The following is a 20,682-nucleotide window of genomic DNA, read 5'->3' as shown; positions in this document are numbered from 1 at the left end:
CGGATGACCCTGCACGCAGACCCCCACCTCGCGCTTGTCAGGCCGGTCCAGCCGCTGACCCCGGAAGGGTGTCAGGAGTGTCTGAGGCTCGGCTCCCCATGGGTCCACCTGAGGCTCTGCCTGACCTGCGGGCATGTCGGCTGCTGCGACTCCTCGCCGAACAAGCACGCGCGCAAGCACGCGGCTGCCGTCGCCCATCCGATCGTGCAGTCGTTCCAGCCCGGCGAGGACTGGCGCTGGTGCTTCGTCCACGAGGCGTTCGTCTGATGTCCGGCGACCAGCCGCGGCCGGGCGAAGCACCGGTGCCGGACGAAGCGGGCGAGGCCGCCTTCTGGGAGACCCCGGACATCTACGGCGCGTACCCGCGCCTCACGGAGGATCAGATCGCACGTCTGGCGGAGCACGGGCAACGCCGGAACATGGCTCCGAATGAGGTGCTGATCCGGGAGGGGGAGCGCTGCGAGACGTTCTTCGTCGTCCTCAGCGGTTCCGTCGCCGTCGTCGAGGACTACGGCACTCCCGAGGAGCACGTGCTACGCGTGCACGGCCCCGGTCGCTTCATCGGCGAACTCGGCCTGCTGCACGGACAGGTGGCCTTCTACACCGCTGTCGCCAGGGAGCCCGGCGAGGTCCTCGTCGTCCCCTTGGACCAGCTGCGCCACCTGGTGGCCCGGGACTCCAGCATCGGGGACGTCGTGCTGCGCGCCTGCCTGGGCCGTCGCGCGCTGCTCGTCGGACAGGGCGCCGGCTTCCGCATCGTCGGCTCGCGCTACTCGCCCGACACCAGGCGGCTGCGCGAGTTCGCCGTCCGCAACCGGCTGCCGCACCGGTGGATCGACCTGGAGACCGACGAGGAGGCCGAGGAGCTGCTGCGCCGCTTCGGCGTCGGCCCGGCGGAGACACCACTCGTCATCTGGCGGGACACCACCCTGTTGCGCAACCCCAGCAACGCGGAACTGGCCCGGCTCATCGGCCTGCCGTCACTGCCCGCCGGTAACCGTCACGGCGACGTCCTCATCGTGGGCTCCGGACCCGCGGGCCTCGCTGCCGCGGTGTACGCCGCCTCCGAGGGCCTGAGCACCACGGTGGTGGAGGCGATGGCCACCGGCGGCCAGGCCGGCACGTCGTCCCGCATCGAGAACCTGCTCGGCTTCCCGTCCGGTATCTCAGGAGCCGAGCTCACCGAACGCGCCGTGCTCCAGGCCGACAAGTTCGGCGCCGGGATCAGCCTTCCGCTGGAGGCGACCGGTCTCCATGCCAAGGACGACGACCACTACGTCGTGGCGTTCGCCGACGGCAGCGAGATCGCCGCCCGCGCCGTCGTCCTGGCCATGGGCGCCCGCTACCGCCGGCTCCAGGTGCCCGGCATCGAACGCCTGGAGGGAACGAGCGTGCACTACTCGGCGACCGTCTACGAGGCCCAGCAGTGCCGCACCGACCCGGTGGCCGTCGTCGGCGGAGGCAACTCGGCGGGCCAGGCGGTGCTGTTCCTCGCCGGATACGCGCCGAAGGTCCACCTGCTGGTCCGAGGTGCCAGCCTGGATGCCAACATGTCCCGCTACCTGGTCGAACAGGTGGAGCGCCATCCGCGGGTGGAGGTCATGCTGCACACCGAGGTCGCCGAGGTCATCGGCGAGAAAGTGCTGGAGGAACTCGACGTGGTCGACAACCGCACGGGCGAGCACCGCCGGCTCGCGGCACGGAGCCTGTTCGTCTTCACCGGCGCCGACCCTCACACCGAGTGGCTCGCCGGCACCATCGCCCTCGACTCCCGCGGCTTCGTCCTCACCGGCCCTGAGGCTCAGGAAGCCTGCGCCTCCCCCGAGGTGTGGCAAGGCCGCGGGCGCCCGTGCATGACCCTGGAGGTCAGCCTCCCCGGGGTCTTCGCGGTGGGGGACGTCCGCAGCGGCTCGGTGAAACGGGTGGCCTCCGCGGCCGGTGAGGGCGCCATGGCCATCCACTTCGTACACCGGCACCTCGGGCACTCGGCCGCACCCGGCACCACGGGCACGCCGGCTGCCGCGGGCCACTCGGACGTCTCCCCACGCATACGCCATAAGGAGTCCGCATGGCTCGCATGACGAATGGCGCCCGTCCGGCGCCACGGCGGTGGCGCCCTGCTGGATGGACACTCCGTGCGGGTGCGAGAGGCCGCGGGGCCGGGACGCGAATCAGCGCAGGTCACGAGTGTTGCCTTGTGTCAACTAGGGCCCGTCTTCAAAGATCATGGGGTGGTGGATCATGTTTAGGTGATACGCCGCCATGAACTCACCGATCAGGAGTGGGAGTTACTCGCTCCGCTGATACCGCGGGCCGCGACGGGCCGGCCTCGGGTGTCGGACCGGCAGGTCATCAACGGAATGGTCTACAAGATCCGGACCGGGATCTCCTGGCGTGACCTGCCGGAACGCTATGGGCCATGGCAGACGGTCTACACCCGCTTCCGCCGCTACGCCCTGGACGGCGTCTTCACCCACGCCCTCCAGCAGATCCAGGCCTCCGCGGACGCGGCCGGTGACATCGACTGGCTCGTCCAGATCGACTCCACCATCGTCCGCGCCCACCAGCACGCCGCCGCCACCGGCAGAAAAAGGGGGATCAACAGGCCGGACGAACCGGACGATCACGCCCTCGGCCGATCCCGGGGAGGCCTGACCGCCAAGATCCACCTAGCCTGCGACGGTCGCGGCCGGCCTCTCGCGATCCTTCTGACGCCGGGGCAGCGCCACGACAGCACCTGCGCACTCCCCCTACCGCGCCCCACTATCAGCGTGGACTCGCAGTGGACGGCCTTGTCCTGCATGACGCGGTATCCGTCGCCGAGGCGATCTGGCCCGGCACACTGAGTGCCGGCGACTGGCAGTCGAGGTGGTGTGCGACTCCACGTCGGTACGCGGCGCAACCCTCACAGACACCCGCTCCGGATACGGCAATGCACGGCTCGGACGCGAGATCGACGTGGCACTCGACGCGGACATCGACGCTCTGCGCGACCTCCTGCTCAACAAGCTGAGCAGCCCTGCGTGATCCCGAACCATCCCGTACACCGAGCCGACCTTCCAGGGAGGGCGGCCTGACAGCCCTCGTGCCCGTTGCTGATCAGATCGTCCCAGCCGCCTTTCTCAAGGGATCTGTACAGCTCTCAGCCGCCTTCGCTACGTTGATGATCAGAATCGGGCTCGTCGACGCGTTGGTGGCTGGGTGGCGCGTCCCCTTGACGTGCCCGTCGGAGACAACGTGTCCTACCGCTTCCTGCTGCGTGTTGCAGGCGTCGGCTTCTTCCCCCTGGGATTCCTGGCCCGCCTGCCGTACGCGACCTCAGCCCTTTCCACCCTCATCCTGCTCCAGGCAGCAACCCGCAGCTATGCCTTCGCCGGACTCGCCAGCGCGGCCCAGAGCATCGCCATCGCCATCGGCGGACCCCTGGTGGGAGCCCTGACCGACCGTCACGGCCACCGGACCGTCGGAGCCGCCGCTGCGATCGCCAACCTCGCAGCCTGGTCGGCCCTGCTGGCCGCCAGCCACGCCAGCCGGGCGAGCATGTTCGCCGCGGCCGCCCTGGTGGGCCTGACCCAGCCCCAGGCCGGCCCTCTCGTACGGGTGCACTGGTCACGACTGGTGCAGTCCCGCAACGAACACCACCTGCTGTCCCCGGCTCTGTCCTACGAGGCGTCCGCCGACGAACTGAGCTTCGTCGCCGGCCCCGCGTTCGTCGGCCTGCTCGCCTCCCTCAGCCCCCTCGCGCCCGCGGTCGCGACGATGGCTCTGCTCGCAGCAAGCACCCTCCCCTTCGCCCTCGTCTACGCCCACCCCACCACACACCAGCAGCCGTCAGATCGGGGGGAAAGGCCTTACCTGCCCCGCCGCCCCCTGACCGTGATGTTCCTCGCCATGGTCGCCATGGGGGCGATCTTCGGCGCAGTCCAGACGGCCGTCACCGCCTACGCCAGCACGATCGGAAAGCCCGGTGCTTCGGGACTCGTCTACGCCGAGTTCGGCATCGGCAGCGCCCTTGCAGGCGCCGCCTGCGCATGGCTCCCGCAAAAGTTCTCCCTGCGCGCCCGCTACGTCTCCTTCGCCGCGATCCTTTGCGCGGGCATGCTGATCCTCTTCCTCGGCGCACAACTGGTGTCTCTCCCCGCGGCGGTCGCGGTCGCGAGCTTTACCGTCGCCCCGTACATGATCAGCCTGTACGCACTGACCGAACGCCTTGCCCCCGCGGAACGGGCCGCAGTCGCGATGACCATCCTGTGCGCCGGCGGCCCCTTCGGCGCAGCCGCTGGACAGGCCCTCTCCGGCAGCCTCGCAGACACCCACGGCGTCGGCGGCGCACTCCTGGTCGCTCTCATCGCCGCAGCGGGAGCACTCCTCCTCGCGCTCTCGGCATTCCTGGCCGACGGGCAGCGCAACGTCTGGATCATCGACACCGCACCCGTGACACGTCCGGTGGTCCAGGAGCGCTCCGAACATCCGCAGAACATCCATTGAGCCTTGACTGAGCGCCCGGTCCGGCGACTGGTGGGATCGGTCGCCGGGCCAGGCATTGCGCCAGTCCGAAGCCGCTTCGCCAGTGAGGCCGTGGGCCACCAGCTCGGTCCGGGTTCGGCTCCGGCCTCGGCGCACCTACGTAGCCGGCGCCCCGGCTGTCACACAGCATGCCAGGCGCACGGCACGTGGCAGCAGATCGAGAGGGCCGATCTCGGCGGCCGACACACCGTCCTGGTCGGCGACACCGCGCGCAGCGGCACCAGCCTCTGCGCAGTACACGGCTCCTGCGGAGGGGCGGCGCCCTGGTCGAGGCGGCCGTGTGCGTCCTGGACCGGGGACGCGGGCGCCACCGCCCTGCTCGCCGGCCACCGCATGGTCCTGCGGGCGCTGGTCCGCGGTCCGGGCGGCACGCGGTGACCCGCGACGCGGCTCTGCTCGACGTGGACGGGGTGCTGCTGGACAGTGCCGAGGCGGTACGGGCCACCCTCGCGGCGGTCACCACCTGCGCTCTCGGCCACCGAGTGACCCTGGAGGACCTAACCGGCGCCCGACGGGCTGGATCTCGCCTGGAGCGGCTCAACGTCCTGGCTGAGCGCGCGGTGTTCGTCGGGGACAGCCCCACCGACATGACGGCGGCCCGCGCCGCCGGCGTCGTCGCCCTCGGTGCGACGGGGGGGCTGGCACCCCGCCGCCGCGCTCACCACCGCGGCCTGCAGCGGATTCACTCCGTCCTCGGCCACCCCGGCCGGGTATTCGTGCCTCAAGAACGCCACGTCGATCGGCTCGGCCGGCGTCGGCGGCGCTGTGGCTCCGAATGGGGCTCCACGCAGACTTTGTCCTCAGGGTGGAAAAAGTTGGATCCGTTTCGCTCCTAAGTTCTTCACGGTTTGGCAAATCGCTGCTACGTTCCTTCCCGAAGCCAGAGGACTTTGCCGACGCAGACAGAGGCCTGGGCCCTAGCCTGGGACGAGGGGAGGGGTTCGTGAGACGCATGACTGCTCGACCTGAGAACACACATCAGGCGCGGCTGCTTCGCCTGCTGCGTGATGGCGGGTCCAACTCCCGTGCCCAACTGGGTGACCTGGTGGATCTGTCGCGTTCGAAGCTGGCTGTCGAGGTGGACCGGCTGCTGGAGACGGGGCTGGTCGTGGCGGACGGGTTCGCCCCCTCACGCGGCGGGCGACGCTCGCACAACATCAGGCTCGCGCCGACGCTGCGCTTCCTCGGTGTCGACATCGGTGCCACGTCGATCGATGTGGCCGTGACGAACGCGGAGTTGGAGGTCCTTGGGCACCTGAACCACCCGATGGATGTCCGTGAAGGGCCGGTGGCGGTCTTCGAGCAAGTGCTGTCGATGGCTGCCAAGCTCAAAGCATCCGGTGTCGTGGAGGGCTTCGACGGCGCCGGCATCGGGGTCCCGGGGCCGGTCCGCTTTCCGGAAGGCGTGCCGGTCGCGCCTCCGATCATGCCGGGGTGGGACGGCTTCCCGGTGCGGGAGGCACTCAGCCAGGAACTTGGCTGTCCGGTCATGGTCGACAACGACGTGAACCTGATGGCCGTGGGAGAGCAGCACGCGGGCGTGGCGCGTTCCGCGCGTGACTTCCTGTGCATCAAGATCGGCACCGGCATCGGCTGCGGGATCGTGGTCGGTGGCGAGGTCTACAGGGGGACGTCGGGCAGCGCCGGTGACATCGGGCACATCCCGGTGGAACCGGGAGGCCGTGCTTGTGTGTGCGGCAACCGAGGCTGCCTGGAGGCGTACTTCAGTGGTGCCGCGCTGGCCGGTGACGCGGAGGAGGCCGCGCGAGCGGGCCGGTCGCCGGAGCTTGCCGCCCGGCTGGAGGCGGCCGGGCGTCTGACCGCCGCGGACGTGTCGGCAGCCGCCGTGGCGGGCGATCCGGTGGCTCTCGAACTGATCAGGGAGGGCGGGAAGAGTCTGGGCCAGGTCATCGCCGGACTGGTCAGTTTCTTCAACCCCGGCCTGGTGGTGATCGGCGGTGGTGTGACCGGACTTGGCCACACGCTGCTCGCCAGTGTCCGGACCCAGGTGTACCAGCAGTCCTTGCCGCTTGCCACCCGCAACCTGCCCATCGTGCTGGGCGAGTTGGGGCCGAACGCCGGAGTCATCGGCGCGGCACGGCTCATCAGCGATCACGTCTTCTCGCCTGCCTGACCGGACACAGATCATCCCGAATGCCACCGCGATCCGATGGCATCGCCGCAATCCCACGGCATGGCCGCCATCCCGGGCCGCCACCCCGACCCCCTAGAGCGCTGCACCACTTCATGACGCTCGGTGACCTGGTCCGGCCACCGCGCTGATCGCATGGCCGTCAGGCCCTCTCCGGCACAACTCGTACGCCCCGGCACGCACGATGCCAGGGGCGCCCCGTAGCTGCCCTCATACCCGATCCGCCCTGTCCAGCCCTGCCCACTCACGGCCCGCATCCGCCGAGGGGATCCTCCATGGCACCACTACCACCCCTGCTCACCATGTCCGGCATCACCAAGTCCTTCCCGGGCGTCCGCGCCCTGGACGGTGTGGACCTCGACGTCCAGGCCGGCGAAGTCCATTGCCTCCTCGGCCAGAACGGCGCCGGCAAGTCCACCCTGATCAAAGTGCTCGCCGGAGCCCACCAGCCCGACGGCGGTGAGATCACCTGGCAGGGCGAGCCCGTGACCCTGGGATCGCCGATCGCCGCCATGCGTCTCGGCATCGCCACCATCTACCAGGAACTCGACCTGATCGAGGGGCTGTCCGTCGCGGAGAACGTCTTCCTTGGACACGAACCGACCTCTGCCGGGTTCGTCGTGCACGGCTCGGCCGCCCGCACGGCGACCGCGGAACTGCTGAAGCGTCTCGGGCACTCGGAGATCGACCCCGCACGGCTCGTCGGTGAACTGTCCGCGGCACAGCAGCAGATCGTCTCGATGGCCCGCGCACTGTCCCATGACGTGCGGCTGATCGTAATGGACGAGCCGTCGGCGGCGCTCGACCCCGAAGAGGTGGACAACCTGTTCAGGATCGTGGGCGATCTGACGGGCGAGGGTGTCGCCGTCATCTACATCTCCCACCGCCTGGAGGAGATCCGGCGCATCGGAGACCGGGTCACGGTTCTGAAGGAGGGCCGGTCGGTCGCCGACGGTCTGCCTGCCAAGTCGACTCCGACCCATGAGGTCGTGGCCCTGATGACCGGGCGGAATGTGGAGTACGTCTTTCCCGAGCGACCCAAGGCCGGGTTCGCCGAGGGGAGGGAGCCGGTGCTGAGGGTCGAAGGGCTCACCAGACGAAGGGAGTTCGCGCCCGTCGATCTGGAACTGCGGCCCGGTGAGATCGTCGGCCTGGCCGGACTCGTCGGCTCCGGGCGCAGCGAGATCCTGGAGACGGTCTACGGGGCGCGCAAGCCCGACGGCGGTCGTGTCCTCGTCGACGGCACGCCGCTGCGTCCCGGCAGCGTCCGGGCCGCCGTGCGCGCCGGCATCGGCCTCGCGCCCGAGGAACGCAAGGCCCAGGGCCTGCTGATGCTGGAGTCCGTCAGCAGCAACGTCTCGATCTCCACCCTGTCCCGGTTCGCCCGCGCGGGCTGGCTCGACCGGCGTACCGAGCGAGCTGCGGCGCACCAGGCGGTCCGGGAGCTGTCCTTGCGGCCCGACAATCCCGATGCCGCGATCAGCACGCTGTCCGGCGGCAACCAGCAGAAGGCGGTGCTCGCACGCTGGCTGTTGCGCGGCTGCAAGGTGCTGCTGCTGGACGAGCCCACCCGGGGTGTCGACATCGGTGCCCGGGCGGAGCTCTACACGGTGATCCGCCGCCTGGCCGACGAGGGTCTGGCCGTACTGCTCGTGTCCAGCGAGGTGCCTGAGGTCCTGGGGCTCGCCGACCGGGTGCTGGTGCTCCGTGAAGGCACCGTCGTGCACACGGCGGACGCCCGGGAGCTCGACGAGCACCGTGTACTCGATCTTGTGATGGAAGGGAGCCCGACATCATGACGCAGCCAGCCGCTTCGGCACACGAGGACGCGCCGACGTCCACCGCCAAGGCCGCGGCGGACAAGGAGGGTTCGGGAGTGCGCCGACCACTGGCCGGGTGGGGGGATGTGCGTACCCTTTCCTTGCTCGGTGTCCTCGCCGTGCTCGTCGCGGTCGGTGGGATCACCGCACCGGACGAGTTCCTGAAGACGAGCAATCTGCAGCTCATCCTCACCCAGGCGTCTGTGATCGGCGTCGTCACCGTCGGCATGACGTTCGTCATCACCAGCGGTGGGATCGACCTGTCGGTCGGCGCGATGGTGGCGCTCGCCTCGGTGTGGGCGACGACGGTGGCCACACAGGACTTCGGCTTCGCGGGCATCCTCTTCACCGCTGTGGTCGTCGGTGTGGGCTGCGGTCTCGTGAACGGTCTGCTGATCGCCTACGGCAGGATGGTGCCGTTCATCGCGACGCTGGCCATGCTCGCCTCCGCCCGGGGCCTGGCGCTGCAGATCACGGGCGGCACCACCCAGATCGTGACCGTCGGATCCGTGCTCGATCTCGGTGCCAGGGACTCCTACGTCCTCGGCATCCCGCCCCTGGTTCTGATATTCGCCGCTGTCACCGTCATCGGCTGGCTGCTGCTCAACCGCACCACCTTCGGCCGCCGCACCGTCGCGGTCGGCGGCAACGCGGAAGCGGCACGCCTGGCCGGCATCGACGTCCGCCGCCAGCGTCTGTATCTGTACCTGCTGTCCGGACTGTGCTGCGGAATTGCCGCGTTCATGCTGATCGTGCTCGCCGGGTCGGGCCAGAACACCAACGGCAACCTCTACGAGCTGGACGCCATCGCTGCCGCGATCATCGGCGGCACCCTGCTCAGCGGTGGCCGCGGCACCATCGTCGGCTCCGTCCTCGGGGTGCTGGTCTTCACCACCATCACCAACATCTTCGCCCTGAACAACCTTGAGACCGCTGTCCAGCAGATCGCCAAGGGCGCCATCATCGTCGCCGCCGTCCTGGTCCAGCGCCGCTCGCCGCACGGCGACGCCTGACGCGTCGGCGCCACCCGACGCTCTGCCCCACACTGCCGGACGGCGGCCCCTGACACCGCTGTCCGGCCCCCACAGCCACCATCCGGCACCCCCACAGCCTCCATCCGACACACACCGCCCAGTCGAAGGGTCGATCCGCCATGCCCAGAACCCCCGCCACCAGCCGCAGAGCGCTGCTGTTCGGCACCGCGGCCGTGTCCGCCGGTGCGCTGCTGACGGCCTGTACCAGCAACGAGCCCAAGAACAAGGAAGCGGCCGCGGACAACGCCCCGGTCGCGGACGACAAGCCGGGCAAGGCCGTCACCATCGGCTTCGCCGGCCCGCAGGCCGACCACGGCTGGCTCAACGCCATCAACGACAACGCCAAGTCCCGTGCCGAGAAGTATTCCGACGTCACGCTGGAGATCACCGAGGGTTCCAACGACATCGCCCAGCAGATCGGCCAGGTCCAGACGCTGATCAACAAGAAGGTCGACGTCCTGGTGATCCTGCCGGCCGACGGCAAGGCACTGACCCAGGTCGGTCTGCAGGCGATGAGGGCCGGCATCCCCGTCGTCAACCTGGACCGCGTCTTCGCCTCCCCGCAGGCGTACCGCTGCTGGATCGGCGGCGACAACTACGGCATGGGGCTCAACGCCGGCCACTACATCGGCGAGCAGCTCAAGGGCAGGAAGAACGCCAAGGTCGTCGAACTTGCCGGCCTCGACAACCTCGAACTCACCCAGCAGCGCACCAAGGGCTTCGACGACGCACTGAAGAACTACCCCAACATCCGCAAGGTGGCCCGCCAGGCGGCCGACTTCACGGTCGAGTCCGGCCAGGCCAAGATGGCGCAACTGCTGCAGGCCCAGCCGCAGTTCGACGCCCTGTGGAACCACGACGACGACCAGGGCGTGGGCGCGCTGCGGGCCATCGACCAGGCCGGCCGCGACGACTTCCTGATGGTCGGCGGCGCGGGGGCCAAGTCCGCGATGGACGCCATCAAGGCCGGAAAGGGTGTGCTCAAGGCGACCGTCCTGTACCCGCCGACGATGGCCGCCTCCGCCATCGACCTGGCCCGGGCGCTCGCCCAGGGCAAGGGCGTCGGCGGCCTCGCCGAGTTCGAAATCCCGTCCTCGGTGACGCTGTATTCGGCCGTGGTCACCAAGGACAACGTCGACCAGTACCTGTCGACCGGCTTCATCTGACCGGTCCGGGCCGAGGGCACCGCGAACACAGCGATGAGTCAGTGACACTCCGACGAGGAGATCCGTATGGAACAGAGGGACAGTCGGACCGCCCCGCCGGCACTCGGCGTGGGGATGGTCGGCTACGCGTTCATGGGCGCCGCGCACTCACAGGGGTGGCGCACCGTGGGGCACGTGTTCGACCTGCCGCTGCGGCCGGTGCTGGCCGCGATCGCCGGCCGCGACGCGCACGCAGTGCGGGCGGCGGCGGACAAGCACGGCTGGGCCGCGGCGGAGACCGACTGGCGCGCCCTCGTGGCCCGCGACGACGTACAACTCGTCGACATCTGCACACCGGGCGACAGTCATGCCGAGATCGCGATCGCGGCGCTGGAGGCAGGCAAGCACGTGCTGTGCGAGAAGCCGCTGGCCAATTCGGTCGCCGAAGCCGAGGCCATGGTGACGGCCGCCGAAGCGGCCCGTTCGCGCGGGCAGTTGGCGATGGTGGGCTTCAACTACCGGCGCGTGCCCGCCCTCGCCTACGCCCGCCGCCTCGTCGCGGCCGGCAGGCTGGGCACGCTGCGCCACGTTCGGGTCTGCTACCTCCAGGACTGGCTCGTCGACCCCGACTTCCCCCTGACGTGGCGGCTGCAGCGGGAACACGCGGGGTCGGGGGCGCTGGGCGACCTCGGCGCGCACATCGTCGACCTCGCCCAGTACCTGGCGGGTGAGCCGCTGGTCGGGGTCTCCGCCCAGCTGGAGACCTTCGTCAGGGAACGCCCCCGTCTCGACGGTGTCTCCTCTGGTCTCACCGCTTCCGGCGGCACCCGGCGCGGGCCGGTCACGGTCGACGACGCGGCCGTGTTCACCGGCCGGCTCGCCTCGGGGGCCCTTGCCTCGTTCGAGGCGACCCGGATGGCATCGGGGCGCAAGAACGCCCTGCGCCTGGAGGTGAACGGCGAGTTCGGTTCGCTCGCCTTCGACCTCGAGCGCCTCAACGAGCTGTGGTTCCACGACCACCGGGAGCCCGCCGCCACCGCGGGGTTCCGCAGGATCGTCGTCACCGAGCCCGAGCACCCGTACCTGGAGGGCTGGTGGCCGCCGGGCCACGCGCTCGGCTACGAGCACACCTTCGCCCACCAGGCCCGTGATCTGGTCGAGGCCATCGCCTCCGGCGCCGATCCGATCCCGTCGTTCGCCGACGGTCTGCAGGTGCAGCGCGTGCTCGCCGCCGTGGAGGAGAGCGCGCAGAAGAACTCTGTGTACACCCCTGTCCAGGCCGTCGTGGCCGAAGTCCGGTAGCGATCCGGCATGAACCCCCGTCTCACCTGGAGCCGCCATGCCCCGCCCGTTCACCCTGTTCACCGGTCAGTGGGCCGACCTGCCCTTGGCGGAGGTCTGCAGGCTGGCCCGCGACTTCGGCTACGACGGCCTCGAACTCGCCTGCTGGGGAGACCATTTCGAGGTCGACAAGGCCCTGACCGATCCGTCCTACCTGGCCGCGCGGCACGCCCTGCTCGACAAGTACGGTCTGAAATGCTGGGCGATCTCCAACCATCTCGTCGGCCAGGCCGTCTGTGACAACCCCGTGGACGAGCGGCACCAGGGCATCCTGCCCGCCCGCATCTGGGGCGACGGGGAGCCGGAGGGCGTACGGCAGCGGGCCGCGGCCGAGATCAAGGACACGGCGCGTGCCGCGGCGGCCTTCGGCGTCGACACGGTCGTCGGATTCACCGGGTCGTCGATCTGGCATCTGGTGGCGATGTTCCCGCCGGTGCCGGAACGGATGATCGAACGCGGCTACGAGGACTTCGCAGAACGCTGGAATTCGGTCCTGGACGTGTTCGACACCGAGGGCGTCCGCTTCGCCCACGAGGTCCATCCGAGCGAGATCGCCTACGACTACTGGACCACCCGACGCGCCCTGGAGGCGGTGGACTACCGGCCGTCCTTCGGGCTCAACTTCGACCCCAGCCACTTCGTCTGGCAGGACCTGGACCCGGTCGGCTTCCTCTACGACTTCCGGGACCGCATCTACCACGTCGACTGCAAGGAGGCCCGCAAGCGTCTGGACGGGCGCAACGGGCGGCTCGGCTCCCACCTGCCGTGGGGCGATCCGCGGCGCGGCTGGGACTTCGTCTCCGCCGGACACGGAGACGTCCCCTGGGAGGACGTCTTCCGGATGCTGCGTTCGATCGGTTACGACGGGCCGGTCTCCGTGGAGTGGGAGGACGCCGGCATGGACCGCCTCACCGGCGCGCCGGAAGCGCTCGCCCATCTGAAGCGGTTCGACTTCGAACCGCCCTCCGCGTCCTTCGACGCCGCTTTCGGAGGCGGCGACAACTAGGGACCTCCACTCGGGACGATCGCTCCCTGGATCCAGCCAGACGAAGGCCCGGCGCCGGACGGTCGCCGGGCGGGTCCGGGCTGCCCGAACCCTCCTTTGTCCTGTCTCTGGAGAAAGTTCGACTTCTTTCTGCGTAAGGTCTTTCTGTAGGGGACGAACCGGGTTACGGTCCCGTCTCAGACACAGGCACCACACAGTGGTCCGACAGCGACGGCGCACACCCCACCGGCAGCGCCGCGCACTGCTCCGTCCGCCGGACGGCATCGGTGCACACCACACGGCCGGCCGCCGCCACGAATCACGCACAACTCACCGCCGACTCCTTCGCCGTAACCGCGCAGGCCAGGGAGTCGCCCTCCCGGGCCGCGGCCAAGGCCCGCTCCTATGCCGACGGTGGGCGGGGAAACCAGCCCCGCACCCGCCCACCGTCCTCCAACCGCAACGGAACATCGACATGGCAGGGAGGCACCCGTGAACAACGACGGGAACGCATCGAAGCCCCGGACCGGTGGGCAGACCACACGCACCGGTGTCTGGTTCGTCGGAGCCCGCGGATCGGTGGCCACCACCGCCGTCGCCGGATGCGCGGCGGTCACCGCCGGACTGCACCGACCGACCGGCATGGTCACCGAGACACCACCGTTCGACGGCACCGGCCTGCCGTCCCTGTCCTCACTCGTCTTCGGCGGCCACGACACCGCCCACTGCCCGCTGCCCAAACGGGCCGACCAGCTCACCGACGCAGGCGTCCTGCCACACGGACTCGCACCGGCCGTGCACGCCGAACTCCGGGCCGCGGACGAGGAGATACGGCTCGGTGGCCCGCTCCCGGGCGACACGCGCAGCGACGAGGAACTCGTCGCGGACTTCGCCGCCGACCTCACCTCGTTCCGCATGCGCAACGCACTGGCACGGGTGGTCGTCGTCAACGTCTCCTCCACGGAACCGCCGCCCGCACCCGAAGACCCGCGACTACCGCCCAGTTCCCTCTACGCGGCCGCCGCCCTGCGAACCGGCTGCCCCTACGTCAACTTCACGCCGTCCACCGGGCTGCACACCCCGACGCTCACCACAGCCGCCGCAGCCGCCGGACTTCCCCACGCGGGCCGTGACGGCAAGACCGGCCAGACGCTGCTGCGGGCCGTGCTCGCCCCGATGTTCGTCCAGCGCGTCCTGGAGGTACGGGCCTGGTCCGGCACCAACCTGCTGGGCGGCGGTGACGGGGCGGCGCTGGCCGACCCCGGCGCGGCCGCGGCGAAGAACGCCGGCAAGGAACGCGTCCTGGCCGACATTCTCGGGCACACCCCGCAGGGCGAGGTGCACATCGACGACGTACCGGTGCTCGGCGACTGGAAGACCGCCTGGGACCACATCGCCTTCGAAGGCTTCCTCGGCTCGCGCACGATCCTCCAGACCATCTGGCAGGGCTGCGACTCGGCCCTGGCGGCACCGCTCGTCCTGGACCTGGCGCGCCTGGTCGCCCGCTCCCACGAGGTGGGCCTGTCCGGCCCGCTCCCGGAACTCGGCTTCTACTTCAAGGATCCTGACGCGGGCCCGTCCGGCCTCTCGGAGCAGTTCACCGCCCTGCTGTCGTTCGCCGACCGACTGCGGGGGACGAAGTGATCCGATCCGCTCCGCCCGGTCTGGCCCCACCCGCGCCCGCCGACGCTCCGGAGTCCACCGCAGCCGGAAACGGCCAGGGGCCCGTGGGCACCGCACCGCGGCGCGGGCCCCGGGTGCGGCTGCGGGACTGGGCCGAACTGCTCCGCGTCTCCGCGCTGTTCACCGTGCCGGGCGATGCCCTCGCCGGCGCCGCGGCCACCGGACTGCGGCCCAACCGGGGCACGGCGTACGCCGCGTGCGCCTCGCTCCTTCTCTACGAGGCGGGCATGGCACTCAACGACTGGGCCGACCGCGACGAGGACGCTCTCGACCGCCCTCACCGACCCGTTCCCTCCGGCCGTATCTCCCCGACGGCGGCGCTGGCAGCGGCCGGACTCCTGACCGCGGCGGGCCTGACGTCCGCCGCCCGCGCCGGCCGGCCCGCACTCACGGTGGCGACGGCCCTGACCGCGACGGTCTGGGCGTACGACCTCCGGCTGAAGCACACCCCCGCCGCCCCGGCGGCGATGGCCGCGGCCCGCGCCCTGGACCTCCTGCTGGGCGCCACGGCAACCATGTCCGCGCCCACCATGACGCCGACCGCCCGCAGAGCCGCCGACCCACCACCGTCCGCGCTGCCCGGCCGGGGGAGAGGGCACGGGACAGGGTGGAGCGGGGGAGCTCCTGCCACGCCCGGTACCGCCTTCCGCGCCGCGGCTCCGGCCGCCGCGCTGGCCGCCCACACCTACGCCGTCACCGCCGTATCGCGGCACGAGGCGCACGGCGGTTCGACGCTCACCCCCCTCGCCGCGCTCGGCCTGACGACCACGCTGGGTCTGCTGCTGTCCCGGTCCCGCGCGACGGCAGGACCCGTCCCGGTGCTGTCGGCCGCCGCGTACGTCCGCACCGCCGCCGGTCCTTTCCTGCACGCCGCCCTCAACCCGTCCCCACCCCTCACGCAGCGCGCAGTCGGCGGCGGCATCCGCGCCATGATCCCGCTCCAGGCCGCGCTCGCCGCCCGGTGCGGGGCGAACGGCACCGCACTCGCCGTGCTCGGGTTCGCACCCGCGGCCCGTGCCCTTGCCCCGAAGGTGAGCCCCACATGAGCGGCCGGCAGCGACTGCGCCTCGGCTACGGCACCAACGGCCTCACCGACCTCCGTCTCGACGACGCCCTCGGCCTGCTCGCGGACCTGGGCTACGACGGCGTCGGACTCACGCTCGACCACATGCATCTCGACCCGCTCGCAGACGATCTCGCCGCCCGTACCGCCCGGGTCGCCCGGCGGCTCGGCGAACTCGGCCTCACCGCCACCGTCGAGACCGGCGCGCGGTACGTGCTCGACCCGCGCCGCAAGCACGGTCCGTCGCTGCTCGACGCGGACACCGAGGGCCGTGCCGCCCGCACCCGGCTGCTACTCACGGCGGTTCGGGTCGCGGCGGACCTCGGGGCCCACGCCGTGCACTGCTTCAGCGGCATCACCCCGCCCGGCACCGACGACGACACCGCGTGGCGGCGCCTTGAGGAGGCGCTGCTTCCCGTCCTCGACGCGGCGGCCGCCGTCGGCGTGCCGATCGCGATCGAACCCGAACCGGGACACCTCCTCGCCACCCTCGCCGACTTCCATCACCTGCGCACCGTGCTCGGCAACCCTTCTCCGCTCGGCCTGACCCTCGACATCGGCCACTGCCAGTGCCTGGAGCCGGACACGCCCGCCGAGTGCGTCCGGGAAGCAGGGCCCTGGCTGCGGCACGTGCAGATCGAGGACATGCGCCGCGGGGTGCACGAGCATCTGCCCCTGGGCGACGGCGAGATCGACTTTCCGTCCGTGCTGGACGCACTCGCCGACACCGGCTACCGGGGCCTCACCGTCGTCGAGTTGCCCCGGCACTCCCACGCGGGGCCGGAGCTGGCCCGGTCCTCCATCGAGTTCCTGCGGACCGTGGAGGCGACGACCGCGAAGGGAGCGCCCGCCACGTGACGCACCCACTTCCCTGGACCCGTGCCGAGGTCGAGGCACTGCTGCCCGACGACGCGGCACGCGCCTGGCTGGCCGAGGCGCTGGCCGACGCCGCGTGCGTACCGACAGCACCCCCGACGGCGCCGGCCCCGTACGCGGCCGATACCTGGGAGCTGCGGTTCGCCGCCGCGGGACGGCACTGCGGTCATGACAACGCGGACGCCGTCCGCACGCTGCTGCTGACCGAGGCCCAGGCGGGACCGGAGACCCTGACCCGGCTCTACCGGCACGGCAGTGCCGCCGAACGCCGCGCCGTGCTCTGGGCCCTTCCGACGCTGGTCGACGGACCGCACGCCCTGCACCTCGTCGAGGACGCCTTGCGCAGCAACGACACCCGGCTCGTCGCCGCCGCCGTCGGTCCCTACACCGCCGTGCACCTCGACCCGCACGCCTGGCGTCACGCCGTTCTGAAGTGCCTGTTCACCGGCGTCACCCTCGACGCGGTCGCGAGCCTGGCGCGACGCGCGGCTGGCGACGGCGAACTGGCCCGCATGCTCACCGACTACGCCGCCGAGCGGACGGCCGCCGGCCGCGAGGTCCCCGACGACCTCGGTCGCGTGCTGACCCTGACGGGCGAAGAGCCCAAGGAGCTTTGATGCGTATCTTCGACCCGCACATCCACATGACATCCCGCACCACCGACGACTACGAGGCGATGTATGCCGCCGGTGTACGCGCTGTTGTCGAACCGTCCTTCTGGCTCGGGCAGCCCCGCACCGATCCGGCCAGCTTCTACGACTACTTCGACGCCCTCCTCGGCTGGGAACCCTTCCGCGCGGCCCAGTACGGCATAGCCCACCACTGCACCCTCGCGCTCAACCCCAAGGAGGCCAACGACCCACGCTGCAGGCCGGTCCTGGACGCCCTGCCCCGCTACCTGGCCAAGGACTGCGTCGTCGCCGTCGGCGAGATCGGCTACGACTCCATGACACCGGCCGAGGACACCGCGGTGGCCGCCCAGCTTCAGCTCGCCGCCGCCCACGGCCTGCCCGCTCTGGTCCACACGCCCCACCGGGACAAGCTCGCCGGTCTGCACCGCACTCTCGACGTCGTGCGCGAGTCGAGTCTGCCGGTGGAGCGGGTGCTGCTCGACCACCTCAACGAGACGACCGTCGAGCACGCGAAGGACAGCGGCTGCTGGCTCGGGTTCTCCGTCTACCCGGACACCAAGATGGACGAGGACCGCATGGTCACGATCCTGAAGACGTACGGGACGGAGAAGATCCTCGTCAACTCGGCCGCCGACTGGGGAAAGAGCGACCCGCTGAAGACCCGCAAGGTCGCCGACGCCATGCTCGCGGCCGGCTTCGGCGAGGACGACGTCGACCAGGTGCTGTGGCGCAACCCGGCGGCCTTCTACGGACTCAGCGGCCGTCTCCGGCTCGACGTCCCGAAGCCGGAGGGCCTGCACGAAGGCAACTCCGTCCTGCGCGGCGGGGAGTGACCATGCGTTTCCGCCATGCCGACGGCTCGACGGTGCACCTCGCCTACTGCACCAACGTCCACCCCGCCGAGACCCTCGACGGTGTCCTCGCCCAACTCCGCGACCACTGCGAGCCGGTCCGCAGAGCCCTGGGACGCGACCGCCTCGGCATCGGCCTGTGGCTCGCGGGCGACGCCGCACGCGCGCTGATCGCCGACCCGGCGGCGCTGCGGCGGCTCCGGGCCGAGCTGAACCGGCGCGGCCTCGAAGTCGTCACCCTCAACGGTTTCCCCTACGAGGGATTCGGCGCGGACGAGGTCAAGTACCGCGTCTACAAGCCTGACTGGGCCGACACCGAACGCCTCGCGTACACCACCGGCCTGGCCCGGCTCCTGACGGAGCTGCTACCGGACGACGTCAGCGAGGGGACCATCTCCACCCTGCCGCTGGCCTGGCGGACCGACTACGACGAACGCGCCGCCGCCACGGCCGGTGCCGCGCTGACCACCTTGGCGGAGCGGCTCGACGCGCTGGAGGAACTGACCGGCAAATCGGTCCGCGTCGCCCTCGAACCGGAGCCCGGCTGCACGGTGGAGACGACCGCGGACGCGATCGGACCGCTCACCGCCCTGCCCGGCGACCGTATCGGCGTGTGCGTCGACACCTGCCATCTCGCCACCTCCTTCGAGGACCCGGCCACCGCACTGACCGCGCTCGACGCAGCGGGTATCGGCGTCCCCAAGGCGCAGCTGTCGGCCGCCCTGCACGCCGAGGATCCCCGTCTGCCAGAGGTCCGCGACGCCCTCGCGGCCTTCGCCGAACCGCGCTTCCTGCACCAGACCCGCGCCCGCACGCCGGCCGGTCTGCACGGCACCGACGACCTCGGCGAGGCACTGGCGGGCGACGCCCTGCCCGACGACACACCCTGGCGCGCCCACTTCCACGTCCCCCTGCACGCCCCGCCCGCCGCACCGCTCACCTCCACCCTGCACGTGCTCCAGGACGCCCTGGCCCTGCTGGTGGGCGGTACCGAGCCCCACACCCGTCACCTCGAAGTCGAGACCTATACCTGGCAGGCCCTCCCGCCGAAGCTGCGCCCCCGCACCAGAACCCAGCTCGTGGAGGGCATCGCGGCCGAACTGGCCCTCGCCCGCGACCTGCTCACCGGCCTCGGCCTGAAGGAGCTGCCATGAGCGTCCACCCGACTCCGCTCCTGGTCCTCGACGTGGTCGGCCTCACCCCGCGTCTCCTCGACCACATGCCCCGCCTCAAGGCGCTGGCCGCTTCCGGCTCGCGGGCGAACCTGTCCACCGTGCTCCCGGCCGTCACCTGCACCGCACAGTCGACCTTCCTCACCGGCGAGCCTCCCGCCGAGCACGGCATCGTCGGAAACGGCTGGTATTTCCGCGAGCTCGGCGACGTACTCCTGTGGCGCCAGCACAACGGACTGGTCGGCGGCGACAAACTCTGGGACGCGGCGCGCCGCGCCCACCCCGGCTACACGGTCGCCAACATCTGCTGGTGGTACGCCATGGGCGCCGACACCGACATCACCGTCACCCCCCGTCCCGTCTATTACTCCGACGGACGCAAGGAACCCGACTGCTACACCCGACCGGCAGCCCTGCACGACGAACTCACCGAGAAGTTCGGCACCTTCCCGCTCTTCCACTTCTGGGGGCCGGGCGCGGACATCGTCTCGAGCCGGTGGATCGCCGACGCGACCCGCCACGTCATGCGCACCCGGCGGCCCGACCTGACCCTGTGCTACCTGCCCCATCTCGACTACGACCTCCAGCGGTTCGGCCCCGACGACCCCCGTTCCCACCGCGCCGCCACCGAACTCGACGCCGTCATCGGCCCCTTGCTCGACGACGCCCGCGCCGAGGGCCGCACGGTCGTAGCCCTGTCCGAGTACGGCATCACCCCCGTCAGCCGCCCCGTCGACATCAACCGCGCCCTGCGGCGCGCCGGGCTGCTGGAGGTCCACACCCAGCACGGCATGGAGTACCTCGACCCGATGGCCTCCCGCGCCTTCGCCGTCGCCGACCACCAGCTGGCGCACGTCTACGTCCGCCGGCCCGAGGACCTGGCAGCCACCCGGGAGGCGCTCCAGGACCTTCCCGGCATCGAGGAGATCCTCGACGACGACGGCAAGAAGGCGAACGGACTCGACCACCCGCGCTCCGGCGAACTGGTGGCGGTCGCCGCCCCGGACGCCTGGTTCACGTACTACTACTGGCTCGACGACGCCCGCGCCCCCGACTTCGCCCAGCTCGTCGAGATCCACCGCAAACCCGGCTACGACCCCGTCGAGCTGTTCATGGACCCCGGTGATCCCTACGTGCGGCTCAGAGCCGCCAAGGCGGTGGCCCGCAAGAAGCTCGGCATGCGGTACCGGCTCGCGGTCGTACCTCTTGACCCCTCACCCATCCGCGGCAGCCACGGCCGCCGCCCCGCGAGCGACGAAGAAGGTCCGCTCGTCCTGGTCTCCACCCCCCGCGCAGTGTCCGGCCGCGTAGCGGCCACCGAAGTGAAGTCCCTTCTCCTGAGGCTCGCCGGACTCTCCTGAGACGGCGGCCGTCAGGCACCCGCAGCACCGCGACGACGAA

Annotated in this window: 18 protein-coding genes and 1 pseudogene; all 19 read left to right on the top strand. The window is 70.9% G+C overall.

Features of this window, described 5'->3' with window-relative positions; all coding sequences use genetic code 11:
- Window positions 1-3 precede the first annotated feature (3 nt).
- Entirely contained in the window at window positions 4-267 is a 264-nt protein-coding gene (locus AAW13_RS41670) for a UBP-type zinc finger domain-containing protein (RefSeq protein WP_046734407.1), read from the top strand.
- On the top strand, window positions 267-2,081 hold the full coding sequence (locus AAW13_RS41665) for an FAD-dependent oxidoreductase (protein ID WP_046734390.1): 1,815 nt from the start codon (window positions 267-269) through the stop codon (window positions 2,079-2,081). Before AAW13_RS41670 ends, AAW13_RS41665 begins: the two co-directional genes overlap by 1 nt.
- 168 nt (window positions 2,082-2,249) lie before the next feature.
- Window positions 2,250-2,759: pseudogene (locus AAW13_RS41660) on the top strand (IS5 family transposase); the annotation flags it as partial.
- A 112-nt stretch (window positions 2,760-2,871) separates the two neighbouring features.
- Window positions 2,872-3,027 carry a hypothetical protein gene (locus tag AAW13_RS46240; RefSeq protein WP_167391794.1) on the top strand — a complete coding sequence of 52 codons (156 nt, stop codon included), beginning with the start codon at window positions 2,872-2,874 and terminating at the stop codon, window positions 3,025-3,027.
- 174 nt (window positions 3,028-3,201) lie between these two features.
- Complete coding sequence (locus AAW13_RS41655; protein WP_143145098.1) at window positions 3,202-4,488, top strand: MFS transporter; 1,287 nt, start codon at window positions 3,202-3,204, stop codon at window positions 4,486-4,488.
- Window positions 4,489-4,655: 167 nt separating this feature from the next.
- On the top strand, window positions 4,656-5,363 hold the full coding sequence (locus AAW13_RS47935; protein WP_420855526.1) for an HAD hydrolase-like protein: 708 nt from the start codon (window positions 4,656-4,658) through the stop codon (window positions 5,361-5,363).
- 116 nt (window positions 5,364-5,479) lie between these two features.
- Window positions 5,480-6,661, top strand: a complete 1,182-nt coding sequence (locus tag AAW13_RS41645) for an ROK family transcriptional regulator (RefSeq protein ID WP_046734388.1) — start codon at window positions 5,480-5,482, stop codon at window positions 6,659-6,661.
- 293 nt (window positions 6,662-6,954) lie between these two features.
- Window positions 6,955-8,478: a sugar ABC transporter ATP-binding protein gene (locus tag AAW13_RS41640; protein ID WP_046734387.1), complete on the top strand. Its 1,524-nt coding sequence runs from the start codon at window positions 6,955-6,957 to the stop codon at window positions 8,476-8,478.
- Window positions 8,475-9,512, top strand: coding sequence for an ABC transporter permease (locus AAW13_RS41635; protein WP_046734386.1), 1,038 nt, complete (start codon window positions 8,475-8,477; stop codon window positions 9,510-9,512). The genes AAW13_RS41640 and AAW13_RS41635 overlap by 4 nt, the downstream gene beginning before the upstream one ends.
- A gap of 140 nt (window positions 9,513-9,652) precedes the next feature.
- Window positions 9,653-10,699 carry a substrate-binding domain-containing protein gene (locus AAW13_RS41630; protein ID WP_046734385.1) on the top strand — a complete coding sequence of 349 codons (1,047 nt, stop codon included), beginning with the start codon at window positions 9,653-9,655 and terminating at the stop codon, window positions 10,697-10,699.
- 66 nt (window positions 10,700-10,765) lie between these two features.
- Window positions 10,766-11,980 carry a Gfo/Idh/MocA family protein gene (locus AAW13_RS41625; RefSeq protein WP_046734384.1) on the top strand — a complete coding sequence of 405 codons (1,215 nt, stop codon included), beginning with the start codon at window positions 10,766-10,768 and terminating at the stop codon, window positions 11,978-11,980.
- 37 nt (window positions 11,981-12,017) lie between these two features.
- The gene (locus AAW13_RS41620) at window positions 12,018-13,025 is read left to right on the top strand and encodes a sugar phosphate isomerase/epimerase family protein (RefSeq protein ID WP_046734383.1); all 1,008 of its coding nucleotides are present in this window, start codon (window positions 12,018-12,020) and stop codon (window positions 13,023-13,025) included.
- Window positions 13,026-13,496: 471 nt separating this feature from the next.
- Complete coding sequence (locus AAW13_RS41615) at window positions 13,497-14,648, top strand: inositol-3-phosphate synthase (protein ID WP_046734382.1); 1,152 nt, start codon at window positions 13,497-13,499, stop codon at window positions 14,646-14,648.
- 113 nt (window positions 14,649-14,761) lie between these two features.
- The gene (locus AAW13_RS41610; protein ID WP_063777116.1) at window positions 14,762-15,733 is read left to right on the top strand and encodes an SCO3242 family prenyltransferase; all 972 of its coding nucleotides are present in this window, start codon (window positions 14,762-14,764) and stop codon (window positions 15,731-15,733) included.
- The gene (locus AAW13_RS41605; RefSeq protein ID WP_046734381.1) at window positions 15,730-16,608 is read left to right on the top strand and encodes a sugar phosphate isomerase/epimerase family protein; all 879 of its coding nucleotides are present in this window, start codon (window positions 15,730-15,732) and stop codon (window positions 16,606-16,608) included. Before AAW13_RS41610 ends, AAW13_RS41605 begins: the two co-directional genes overlap by 4 nt.
- Entirely contained in the window at window positions 16,605-17,243 is a 639-nt protein-coding gene (locus AAW13_RS41600; protein ID WP_046734380.1) for an EboA domain-containing protein, read from the top strand. The genes AAW13_RS41605 and AAW13_RS41600 overlap by 4 nt, the downstream gene beginning before the upstream one ends.
- Window positions 17,243-18,091, top strand: coding sequence for a TatD family hydrolase (locus AAW13_RS41595; protein ID WP_046734379.1), 849 nt, complete (start codon window positions 17,243-17,245; stop codon window positions 18,089-18,091). Before AAW13_RS41600 ends, AAW13_RS41595 begins: the two co-directional genes overlap by 1 nt.
- Before the next feature lie 2 nt (window positions 18,092-18,093).
- Entirely contained in the window at window positions 18,094-19,263 is a 1,170-nt protein-coding gene (gene eboE, locus AAW13_RS41590) for a metabolite traffic protein EboE (RefSeq protein WP_046734378.1), read from the top strand.
- Window positions 19,260-20,642, top strand: coding sequence for an alkaline phosphatase family protein (locus AAW13_RS41585; protein ID WP_046734377.1), 1,383 nt, complete (start codon window positions 19,260-19,262; stop codon window positions 20,640-20,642). Before eboE ends, AAW13_RS41585 begins: the two co-directional genes overlap by 4 nt.
- Window positions 20,643-20,682 lie beyond the last annotated feature (40 nt).

Source organism: Streptomyces humi (assembly GCF_001005085.2).
Classification (GTDB): domain Bacteria; phylum Actinomycetota; class Actinomycetes; order Streptomycetales; family Streptomycetaceae; genus Streptomyces; species Streptomyces humi.
The sequence above is the reverse complement of the archived record's forward strand: the minus strand, read 5'-3'. Positions and strand labels throughout refer to the sequence as shown.

Coding starts and splice junctions, on each gene's coding strand:
- AAW13_RS41595 (WP_046734379.1), top strand. CDS start 17,243: ATGCGTATCTTCGACCCGCACATCCACATGACATCCCGCACCACCGAC.
- AAW13_RS47935 (WP_420855526.1), top strand. CDS start 4,656: ATGCCAGGCGCACGGCACGTGGCAGCAGATCGAGAGGGCCGATCTCGG.
- AAW13_RS41625 (WP_046734384.1), top strand. CDS start 10,766: ATGGAACAGAGGGACAGTCGGACCGCCCCGCCGGCACTCGGCGTGGGG.
- AAW13_RS41640 (WP_046734387.1), top strand. CDS start 6,955: ATGGCACCACTACCACCCCTGCTCACCATGTCCGGCATCACCAAGTCC.
- AAW13_RS41585 (WP_046734377.1), top strand. CDS start 19,260: ATGAGCGTCCACCCGACTCCGCTCCTGGTCCTCGACGTGGTCGGCCTC.
- AAW13_RS41605 (WP_046734381.1), top strand. CDS start 15,730: ATGAGCGGCCGGCAGCGACTGCGCCTCGGCTACGGCACCAACGGCCTC.
- AAW13_RS41645 (WP_046734388.1), top strand. CDS start 5,480: ATGACTGCTCGACCTGAGAACACACATCAGGCGCGGCTGCTTCGCCTG.
- AAW13_RS41635 (WP_046734386.1), top strand. CDS start 8,475: ATGACGCAGCCAGCCGCTTCGGCACACGAGGACGCGCCGACGTCCACC.
- AAW13_RS41630 (WP_046734385.1), top strand. CDS start 9,653: ATGCCCAGAACCCCCGCCACCAGCCGCAGAGCGCTGCTGTTCGGCACC.
- AAW13_RS41620 (WP_046734383.1), top strand. CDS start 12,018: ATGCCCCGCCCGTTCACCCTGTTCACCGGTCAGTGGGCCGACCTGCCC.
- eboE (WP_046734378.1), top strand. CDS start 18,094: ATGCGTTTCCGCCATGCCGACGGCTCGACGGTGCACCTCGCCTACTGC.
- AAW13_RS41670 (WP_046734407.1), top strand. CDS start 4: ATGACCCTGCACGCAGACCCCCACCTCGCGCTTGTCAGGCCGGTCCAG.
- AAW13_RS41665 (WP_046734390.1), top strand. CDS start 267: ATGTCCGGCGACCAGCCGCGGCCGGGCGAAGCACCGGTGCCGGACGAA.